This is a genomic window from Variovorax sp. (assembly GCF_965279555.1).
In the GTDB taxonomy this organism is placed as follows: domain Bacteria; phylum Pseudomonadota; class Gammaproteobacteria; order Burkholderiales; family Burkholderiaceae_C; genus Variovorax.
Genome location: NZ_OZ257247.1, coordinates 4,431,765 through 4,441,848, shown reverse-complemented (window position 1 = coordinate 4,441,848; position 10,084 = coordinate 4,431,765). Strand labels below are relative to the sequence as shown.

At 69.4% G+C, this 10,084-nt stretch carries 8 protein-coding genes; all 8 read right to left on the bottom strand.

Annotation, left to right across the window (positions count from 1 at the left end):
- Positions 1-17: 17 nt before the first annotated feature.
- Positions 18-722: an aspartate/glutamate racemase family protein gene (locus ACQY8B_RS20885; protein WP_422088459.1), complete on the bottom strand. Its 705-nt coding sequence runs from the start codon at positions 720-722 to the stop codon at positions 18-20.
- A gap of 23 nt (positions 723-745) precedes the next feature.
- Positions 746-1,540 (bottom strand): ABC transporter permease, encoded by a 795-nt coding sequence (locus tag ACQY8B_RS20880; protein ID WP_422088458.1) that lies wholly within the window; start codon positions 1,538-1,540, stop codon positions 746-748.
- A complete protein-coding gene (locus ACQY8B_RS20875; protein ID WP_422088457.1) occupies positions 1,537-2,154 on the bottom strand; it encodes an ABC transporter ATP-binding protein in 618 nt (205 codons plus the stop codon). The genes ACQY8B_RS20880 and ACQY8B_RS20875 overlap by 4 nt, the downstream gene beginning before the upstream one ends.
- A gap of 109 nt (positions 2,155-2,263) precedes the next feature.
- Positions 2,264-4,621, bottom strand: a complete 2,358-nt coding sequence (locus ACQY8B_RS20870) for a TonB-dependent receptor (protein ID WP_422088456.1) — start codon at positions 4,619-4,621, stop codon at positions 2,264-2,266.
- 235 nt (positions 4,622-4,856) lie between these two features.
- Positions 4,857-6,245, bottom strand: coding sequence for a coniferyl aldehyde dehydrogenase (locus tag ACQY8B_RS20865; protein ID WP_422088455.1), 1,389 nt, complete (start codon positions 6,243-6,245; stop codon positions 4,857-4,859).
- Between the two features lie 139 nt (positions 6,246-6,384).
- Positions 6,385-7,059, bottom strand: a complete 675-nt coding sequence (locus tag ACQY8B_RS20860) for a DUF2894 domain-containing protein (protein ID WP_422088454.1) — start codon at positions 7,057-7,059, stop codon at positions 6,385-6,387.
- The gene (locus tag ACQY8B_RS20855; RefSeq protein WP_422088453.1) at positions 7,052-7,711 is read right to left on the bottom strand and encodes an OmpA family protein; all 660 of its coding nucleotides are present in this window, start codon (positions 7,709-7,711) and stop codon (positions 7,052-7,054) included. Before ACQY8B_RS20855 ends, ACQY8B_RS20860 begins: the two co-directional genes overlap by 8 nt.
- Positions 7,711-10,083: a DUF802 domain-containing protein gene (locus ACQY8B_RS20850; RefSeq protein ID WP_422088452.1), complete on the bottom strand. Its 2,373-nt coding sequence runs from the start codon at positions 10,081-10,083 to the stop codon at positions 7,711-7,713. Before ACQY8B_RS20850 ends, ACQY8B_RS20855 begins: the two co-directional genes overlap by 1 nt.
- Position 10,084: the final 1 nt, after the last annotated feature.

The window sequence follows — 10,084 nt, the reverse complement described above, 5'->3', positions numbered from 1 at the left end:
GCCTCGGCGCGCCGTGTTCAGCCCGCCGTGGCGCGGCGCAATGCCGCGTGGGCGAGCAGGCGCGTGGAGTCGAGCGTGGGCAGCGCGGAATTGCCGTCGTTCAGCACCAGCGGCAGTTCGGTGCAGCCGAGCGCGACGGCATCGCAGCCGCGCGCCTTCAGCGCTTCGGTCATCTGCTGGAGCACCGCCGTCGACTCGGGGCGGAACACGCCGCACACCAGTTCGTCCATGATGATGCGGCCGACTTCGGCGCGCTCCGCCGCATCGAGCCGCACGGCGACCAGGCCCGCGTCGGACAGCGCCTGCGGATAGACCTCGCTGTCGACCAGCCATCGCGTGCCCAGCACGCCCACGCGGCGAAAACCGCGCGACGCAGCTTCCGCCGCCACCACTTCGGCAATGTGCAGCCACGGCAGCGGCGATCGCGGCAGCACGCGGTACATCGCCTGGTGGATCGTGTTGTCGGGGCAGATCAGGAAGTCGGCGCCGCCTGCCGCGAGCTTGCGCGCGGAGGACAGCATCAGTTGCGCCACGCCGTCGATGTCGCCGCGGTCGAGGCAGTCGACATAACCGGCGAGCGAGTGCGTGTGCACCGAGACCTCCGGGTGCGCATGCGGCTGCCCGAGGTAGCGCGCGCCTTCCACGCACAGCGTGCGATAGCAGAGCGCCGCGCCTTCGGCCGAGCAGCCGACCACGCCGATGTGCAATGTGTTCATGTCCATGTTGTCTCCAGAAAAGGCCTGCCTCAGCCCAGGCGGTCGGAGCGCAGCCGCTGGCGGTCGTCGGTCATCGAGCGCGCCGCCATGTAGACCGAGCCCGCCGCCGCCAGGCCGCCCGCGCCGGTCAGCAGGAACAGCAGCAGGATCTGGTACTTGGCGGCCTCCACCGGGTCCATGCCCGCCAGCAACTGGCCGGTCATGATGCCGGGCAGGGTGATGACGCCGGCGGCCGACATCTGGTTGATGATCGGGATCATCCCGCGCCGTATCGACGAACGCGTGAGTTCCGACAGCGCCTCGTGGATGGTCGCGCCCAGCGCCAGTTGCGCCTCGATGCGCGCGCGCCCGGTGGTCACGCCCTCGAAGAAGCTGTCCAGGCCCAGGCTCGCGGAATTGAGCACGCTGCCCAGCACGATGCCCATGAGCGGTATTGCATAGCGCGGGTCGTACCAGGGCTGCGGGCGGATCGCGGTCATGAGCGCCAGCACCACGGTCGCCACGCTCGATATGCCCACGGCCGCCGCGCCGATGCGGAAGTTGCCGCCGCGCGCCAGCCGGTGCGCGGGGCGCACCGCCACCTCGCGGGCCGCGGCCAGGATCATCAGCACGACGATGGTGAGCGTGACCGCCGGCGACGCCGCGCTGAACACGAAGCGCAGCACCAGCCCCACCAGCAGCAGCTGCACGACCATGCGCGCCGCCGCCCACAGCACCTGGCGGTGCAGCCGCAGGTGCAGCGCCAGCGAGGCGCCGGCGTTCAGCAGCACCAGCAGCGTGGCCAGCATCAGGTCGGTGGCGTCGAGGTGGATGGTGGCGTTCATGCCGCGCTCCTCAACTGGCCGTCGGCCATCTCGAAGCAGCGCTGGCCGATGCGCGCGGCCTGTTCGCGCGAGTGCGTGACCATCAGGATCGTCAGGCCCTGCGCCAGCCGGCGGGCCAGCAGTGCCTCTACGACCAGCGTCGATTCGGTGTCGAGCGATGCGGTGGGCTCGTCCAGCAGCAGCACCGCGGGCTCGCGCGCGAGCGAACGCAGCAGCGCCAGGCGCTGGCGCTCGCCGGTCGAGAGGCGGGGAATCTCGGTGTCGAGCAGGGCGGGGGAAAGGCCGATCTCTTCCATCCAGCCGCCCAGCCTTGCGTGGGTGGCTTCGGGAAAATGCGCGGCCACGGTGGGCGCCCACCATGCGGGCTCCGCCGCCTGGTAGACGACGCGCCGGCGCCATTGGGGGCCGCTCAGTGCCTTGCGTTCGATGCCGTCGAGGGTGACGGTGCCTTCACCGGGGTCGAGGTCGGCCACCAGCCGCAGGAACACGCTCTTGCCGGAGCCCGACTTGCCGAGGATGCAGATGCATTCGCCGCGCGAGGCGCTCAGGTCGATGGCGCCGGCGCCGCGCGTGCGCAGGTTCCTGATCTGCAGGAAGGGGAGGTTTTGTTCCATCGTGCGGTCGCCGGAGCCATCCATGGCCGGCGCTTGCCGCCGAGTATGAATGCTCCGGACCAGACCGGCACGAGGAACGGAAGGGCACCCGTTGGCGCCCTGTGCCGCGTCAGAACGAGAACGACGCTGTCAGCGAAGCCGAGCGGCCCGCGCCCACGGTCGCGTAGTGCGACGCATAGGCCTTGTCGAAGTAGTACTTGTTGGTCAGGTTCTGGACGTTCAGCTGCAGGCTGAGGTTCTTGTTGACCACGTAGCTCACCATCGCGTCGTACTTCACGTACGACGGAATCCACTTCGTGTTGTTGACGTTGCCGTACTGCTTGCTCACGTAGGTGGCGCCGCCGCCGATCGTGAGGCCGGGCATCACGGTGTAGGTGGTCCACAGCGTCGCGCTGTCCTTCGGCGTGTTCGGGAACATGTTGCCGTTGAACGGCGAGGCGACGTACGTCGTGCCCGACAGCGTGTAGCCGTTGTCCGTGAGCTTGGCGTTCAGGTGCGTGTAGCCGCCGAACACCTGCCAGTCGCGGGTGATGCTGCCGGCCACGCCGAACTCGATGCCTTCCACGCGCTTCTTGCCGACGTTCTGCGTCGAGCCGTCGGCCGCGACGACGCGGGCGTTCTTCATGTCGGTGCGGAAGATCGCCGAGGTCAGCACCAGGCGGCGGTCCAGCACTTCCCACTTGGTGCCGAGTTCGAGGCTGCGGCTTTCCTGCGGCTTCAGGTTGCGGATGGCCGCGCTGATGCCGTCGGCGCCGTCACCGCCGTCGGTGCCGGGCGGCGTCGACGAAGTGCCGTAGGACACGTAGATGCTGCCGTTGGGCGCCGGCTTGTAGACCGCGCCGACCTGGTAGTTCAGGAACGAGGCCTTGTTCTCCAGCTCGATGCCCGGGACCATGCGGCCTGCGGCCACGGCCACGCTGTTCGAGCCGCTGAGAGCGGTGCTTGGCACCGAGGCCGTGGTCGCGATCGGCGCGATGTAGGCCGGCGTGACCGCGCGCGTCTTGTAGTCGTCCCAGCGCAGGCCGAGGTTCAGCGACCACTGCGGGTTGAGCTCGATGGTGTCGAAGGCGTAGACCGAACTGGTGGTGGTCTTCACTTCGGTCACCGCCGGCGACCTGGTGATGGCGCCGGTCCACGGGTCGTATGGCGTCGGGCTGAGCGCCGACGTGCAGTTGAAGCTGCTGCGGATGCCCGAGCCCACGGCGCAGTTCAGGCCGCTCACGCCCGTGAGCGGATAAGTCTCGAAGCCGGTTCTCGCGTTCTGCAGGAACAGGTAGTTGCCCTTGGTGGTGGCTTCCTTGCCCAGTTCGATGCCGGCGGTGAAGCTGTGCTTGACGCCGGCGGTCTCGAACTTGCCGGTCAGGCTGGTCTGGTTGACCAGCGACTCGGAGTCGGACGCGCGGTTGTTGGGCCGGCGCCAGACGTTGCCGTTGACCAGGAAGTTGCCGCGGCTGTCGTCGGGCTGGGACCAGATGTAGTCGTTGGTCGAGGTGCTCGAGCGCGTGACGTTGCGCAGCACCAGGCCGCCGCCGAAGTCGTGCTTCACGTCGACGGTGCCGGCGTCGACCTTGGTGCGCTGGTAGTCGCGGCCCACCAGGCCGTAGTAGGTGCCGCGCGGCACCGGGATGGGCTGGCCGTCGCCGTTGCGGTTCAGGTTGGCACCCGAGGTGAACGGGTTGTTGAAGGGGATGCCCGAGTCGGGCAGGTCGTCGGTCTCGTAGTGGTAGTAGCTCAGCGTGACCTGGGTCGGCGAGTTCATGCCGAAGGTCACGCTCGGCGCCACGCCCCAGCGCTTGACGTTGACCGGACCGCGCCCGGCGATGTCCGACTTGAAGTTCATCAGGTTCAGGCGGGCCGCGACGCTGTCGGAGATCTTGCGGTTGATGTCCAGCGTTTCGCGCTGGTAGGAATCGGTGCCCAGGCCGACGGTGCCGCTGAAGAAGTTCTCTGCCTGCGGCGCCTTGCTGATGATGTTCACCGAGCCGCCGGCCGAGCCGCGTCCGCCGAACGCGGAACTCGGGCCCTTCACGACCTCGACCGATTCCACGTTGAAGATTTCGCGCGTCTGCGCCGCGCCGTCGCGCAAGCCGTCCACGTAGGTGTCGCTCTGTGCGTCGAAGCCGCGGATGAAGGGGCGGTCGCCCACGGGGTTGCCGCCTTCGCCGGCGCCGAAGGTGATGCCGGGCGTGGTGCGCAGCGCGTCGACCAGCGTGGTCGCGCCGGTCTGGCGGATCACTTCCTGCGGGATGACGGTGATCGACTTGGGCGTGTCCAGCAGCGGGGCCGTGAACTTGGGCGAGGCCGATTTTTCGACCTTGTAGTCGGTCGAGGCTTCGACGCGGACTTCGTTCAGCGTGCCCTGGGCATGCGCGGACACCGAGCCGATGGCGACCAGGGTGGCGGTGGTGGCCATGCGGCCAGAAAGGTAACGCGCAGGCGAGTGCTTGCGGCTTTTGACGTAGGTCATATTCCTCCGGGAGTTGTTGTGGGCCGTGTCTCTTGCTTGGCTGCCCGGACGAACGCCTGGCTGGCTGCACGCTTCGTTCTCACCAAGGTGGAACATGCGTCACGACCGTGAGAATAGTAATGACTCGCAATACCATTCGGGCCGGAACTTTACCTTTGGTATGCAATACGCTGGGAACTTTGTCGCGATATTGCGACACATGGCCGTCACATTCGGACGGCGAGGCCACGGTGGTTCAGCGCACCAGCAGCTTCATCATCCGCGCGAAGGTCTTGCCGTAGGGCGGCCTGAACAGCCCAGCGCCGTTGAACGCCGACTGCCTGAAGATCGGCTTCAGCTTGGAGAAGGTCTCGAAGCCGTATTCCCCGTGGTACGCGCCCATGCCGCTCGCGCCGACGCCGCCGAAGGGCAGGTCGTCCTGCGCGATGTGCAGCAGCGTGTCGTTGATGGACACGCCGCCCGATACGGTCTGGCGCATCACCTGGTCGATGGTCGCGCCGTTCTTCTCGAACAGGTAGAGCGCGAGCGGGCGCGGATGCGCGTTGACGTAGGCGATGGCTTCGTCGATGCCGCCGTAGGGCAGCACCGGCAGCAGCGGGCCGAAGATCTCTTCTCGCATCACCCGCATGCTGTCGTTCACGCCGGTCAGCAGCATCGGTGGAAAGCGGCGCGTGGCGGCATCGGGCGCGGTGTCGGACAGCGGCACGGCCGCGGCGCCTTCCTGCTGCGCCGTGGCCGCCAGCTCCTGCAGCCGCGCGAAGTGGCGCGGGCTCACGATGCTGGTGTAGTCGGTGTTGCCGCCGCCCAGGTCGGGGTACATCGATGCGAACACGCGCCGTGCGCTGTCGGCAAAGCGCTGCTGCTGGCCCTCGGGCACCAGCACGTAGTCGGGCGCGATGCAGGTCTGGCCCGCGTTCAGCGTCTTGCCGACGAGGATGCGTTCCACCGCCTTGTCGAAGTCGGCCCCGGGCCCGATGATCGCCGGCGACTTGCCGCCCAGCTCCAGCGTCACCGGCGTGAGGTTGTCGCTGGCCGCGCGCATCACGTGGTGGCCCACGGCGGTCGAGCCGGTGAAGAGCAGGTGGTCGAAGGGCAGGGCGGAGAACTCGCGCGCTGCCTCGGCGTCGCCGTTGACCACGGCGATCTCGTCGGGAGCGAAGGCCTTGGCCACCAGCGCCGCGAACAGCCCGGCAAAGCGCGGCGTGAACTCCGACTGCTTCACCATCACGCGGTTGCCCGCCGCCAGCGCGGCCGTCATGGGCCCCACGGCCAGGTTCAGCGGGTAGTTCCAAGGCACCACGATGCCGACCACGCCCAGCGGCTGCGGCATGATCTTCGACGACGCGGGCTTGAACCACAGGCCGGTCGAGCGCCTGCGCACCCGCATCCAGTGCTTGCCGTGGCGCAGCGCGTGGGCGATGCCCTCGAGCGCCGGGAACACCTCGGCGAGCTCGGTCTCCTGGAACGCGCGGTTGTGGAAGTCGGCGCTGATGGCGGCGGCGATCTGCCCGCGGTTGTCCTTCACCAGCGCGCGCAGCCGCTGCAGGCGGTCGGCGCGTTCGGGCCACGGCGGCGTCTGGGCGCGCAGGCTGGCGGCACGCATGGCGTCGAAGGTCTGTCGCATGTCTTGTCTCATGGATCCTCGCGTGGGTTCTGCCCGGGTGTCGATGCACCGGCTCGCGATCTTGCACTTTGCCGCCGCGCCGGTCATGTTCTCCCGGTCGGCACTGTGCCCGAGATTGCCGGCGAAAGCATCTGCCGCGTCAGCCGGCCTTGCCGGCGCGCGCCGTCTTCCTGCCGCCCGCTTCGGCGCGCGTGGTGCTCGCGGCGGCCGAGGCGCTGGCGCTGTTCGCCTGCTCGACCCACGACAAAGTGTCGACGTACGACATGAAGTGGTTCAGGTACTCCGGCGACAGGTCGCGCATCAGCGTGAGCGCGCGGTGCACCAGGTGGTGCGAGTTGAGCGGCCCCGCGTTCTCCGGTACCTTGGCCAGCGACTGCGTGAGCCGCAGGTCGGCGCTGAGCTTCGACCAGGTGCTGCGGAAGTAGCGCAGCGTCTTCAGCTCGAGGGCGGGCGACTGGCCGGGCGCGGCGTCGGCGGGCACCGCCTGCATGCCGGCGGGGAGGGGAGAGTTCTGGGCGGCGTGATCGACCAGTTCCGCGAGGGCGCTGCGTTCGCGCGGCTGTTGCTGCTGCGCATCCTGCGGCCCGTCCGCTGCCGTCGCCCGGGCGCTCTCCATGTCCTTGCCGTACGCAGCGAGCAGCGTGGCCACGCGCTCGTCGAGCAGGCGCCGGGCCTCGCCCTCGTGCCTGTCCGCGCGCCGGGCCAGTGCCTCGATGAAGCGGAAGCGCACCGGGTCGAAGCGGTGGTCGCCGCGCGCGATCCACGCCTCGACCGCCGCCACGTTGCCGGCGATGGCAGCCTCTTCGCTACTCACGGGGCTTGGCGTTGGCGGTGCCGGCGGAAGACGGCCGCGGCGTCGGCGCCATCTCCACGCGACGGTTCTTCGAGCGTCCCTCGGCATCGGCGTTCGACGCCACCGCCTGCTCGGAGCCGAAGGCCGCGGCGAACACCGACGACGAGGGCATGCCTTCCTCGATCAGCGCGCGCGTCACCGTGAGCGCGCGCTGGGCCGACAGCTCCCAGTTGTCAGCGAAGCGGCGCGCGTCGCCGCGCATCTGCCGGTCGTCGGTGAAGCCGCTGACCATCAGGATCTCGTCGCGGCTGCCCAGGTAGGCAGCCAGCGGCGCGGACAGGCTCTTGAGCAACTGCCGCCCCTCGGGCTGCAGGTCGGCGGAATTGAAGGCGAACAGCACATTGCCGCTGATGCCGATGCGGCCGTTGTTCAGCGTCACGCGGCCGGCCGCGAGCGGGCCTGCCAGCGCCTGTTCGAGCTGCTCGCGGCGCTGCGCCTCGGCGCGCCGCTGCTGCACCTCGGTCTCCAGCTTGGACGCAAGCTCCATCTGCATGCCCAGCGCGCACACCAGGATCAGCACGAACGCGCCGAGCAGCCCCGACATCAGGTCGCCGAAGACGGCCCACACCGGCACGCCCGGCTCCAGGCCGCTTTCGTCGATGTCGTCGCGCATCACGCCTCGCTGCCCACCGCGGCCTGCCGGCTGGCGAGCTGCTGCAGGTCTTCGACGATCTGCTTCTGCGACATGATGCTCAGGTCGATGACCTCGCGCGCCTGCGCCACGTAGTAGGCCAGCTGTTCGTCGCTGCGCGCGATCGACTTGCCGAGCGCGGCTTCGATGCGCTGCAGCTGCGCGCCCATCTTGTCGTTCGACTGGCTGAACAGCTGCACCGCCAGGCCGAAGGCCTCGCCCATGCTCGCCACCTCGGCCGCGCCGCCGGTGATCTGCGCGGCAATGCCGGTCATCTTGCCGGTCTCGGCCTCGACCTGTTCGGTGAAGCGGCCGCCCACGCGCTCCAGCACGTCGGCCGATGCCGCCACCAGCGAGTCGACCGCCGCGCGCTGCTCGGTGGAGGCGTGGTTCACCGCGTCGAGCAGGGTCGAAAGCGTTTCGAGGATGCGGCTGCGTTCTTCCAGCATCGCGTTGTCGCGCGCCATGCTGTCCGACAGCTTCTGGCGCAGCTCGGCGACCACTTCGGCCGCCGCGCGCGGTGCCTCGGAGGCGGCCTGCAGCAGCTGGGCGATCTCGGCGATGGTGGCCTTGGCGTGCGCGTCGGTCTGCGACGACATCTCGCGCGCGGTCTGCACCACCTGCTCGAGCAACTCGTGCTGCCGGCTCGCGGACTGCGCGCCGGCCTGCTGCCATTCTTCCTTGAGCGCTGCCGCCATCGCCGTCAGCGACTGCGTCCATGCCGAGAGGCGTTGTTCGTCGCGCGACGAAATCTGCGAAATCGAATCGAGCAGTTGCTGTTGCTGGCCCGCCGCATGCACGCCGGCCTGCTGCCATTCTTCCCTGAGCGCTGCGGCCATCGCAGCCAGCGATTGCGTCCACGCAGCCAGCTTCTGCTCGTCGCGCGACGACACCTGCGAGATCGTGTCGAGCAAGTGCTGCTGCTGGCCTGCCGCATAGGTGCCGGCCTGATGCCATTCGTCCTTCAGCCCTGCCGCCATTGCCGCCAGCGATTGCGTCCACACGGCCAGCCGCTGTTCGTCGCGCGCCGCGATGTCGGTCTGCAGCTCGGCATGCGCCTGGCCCACTGTGCGCAGCAGCGAGGCCGAGTGCTGTTCGAAGGCGGCGGCGGCGGCGGTCAGCGCCTGCTGCGAATCGGCCGAGAGCTTCTCGCTCACGCGCTGGTGTTCGGCGAGCGCGCCGCTCCAGGTGTGCGATACGCTGCCCACGGTGCGCTCGAGCTGCGCGGCAACGTTGTCGACCAGCGCGGCCGAGCGCTGCGCGAAGGTTTCGGCGAAGCGGTCGTGCGAGCCGCGCACTTGGCCGGAGAGGGCTTCGCTCGTCTGCCGGTGCTCGGCCAGCGCGGCCTGCCAGGTGTCGGCCACGCCGGCCGTGGTGGCCGCGAATCGGCTCGACAAGCCTTCGAGCTGCTGCTGCACGGTCTGCGAGAGCGTGCCGTGCAGTGCGGCGGTCTCGCGCGCGATGGCGGCCATGGTGGCCTCGACCACCGGCTGGATCGCCGCGCCGGCGATGCGCGCGCTTTCGGTCAGGCTCTGGCGCAGCGACTGGTCGACGGAAGTGGCAAGGCCGGCGTACACCGCCTCGGCCTTGCCGTGGAAGCTGTCCTGGCTGCTGATGAGGCGGTCGTTCTGCGCCTGGCTCTGCTGCGCCAGCGCGGCCATCATGGCCTGCAGCTGGCCGACCAGCTCGGGCATGGCCAGCGCCTGCTGCTGGAGCAGCTTGAACGATTCCTCGCGCTGATGGATCTGCGAGAACACGCGCAGCGTGGTCGCGATCTTGCTGTCGAGCAGTTGCCCGGCCTGCAGCCGCTCACGCCGGCACAGCGCCGACATGAGGCCCAGCATCGCCGAGGCGGCCACGCCCGCTACCGAGGTGCCGAAGGCCAGACCCAGGCCCTTCACCGGCGCGGAGAGCGACGAGCGAACGGCTTGCAGGTCGGTCGCGCTGTCGAGCGCAAGGCCGGTGCCGTTGAGCGTGACCACCATGCCCAGGAAGGTGCCGAGCATGCCCAGCAGCACGAGGAAGCCGGCCAGGTAGGGCGTGAGGGCGGGGCCGGGCAGGCCGACGCGCTCGCCCTCGATGCGCAGGCGCACCGCGTTCTGCAGCGATGCGGGCAGGCGGGAGAGCCAGGCGCCGAGGCTGGCGGGCGCTTCGGACAGTTCGGCCACGGCGCGCGACAGGGTGTCGGTGGCCTGCTGGAAACGGCGCAGTTCGAGCGCGCCCATCAGGTAGAACGCGGCGACGATGGCGGTGACGCCCAGCGCCAGCGGATTCGCGCCGACGTAGCCGACGCCGACCCAGCCCACGACGGCCAAGCCCGCGACGAAGACAGCGTGAGGAAGAAATCTGGTCATG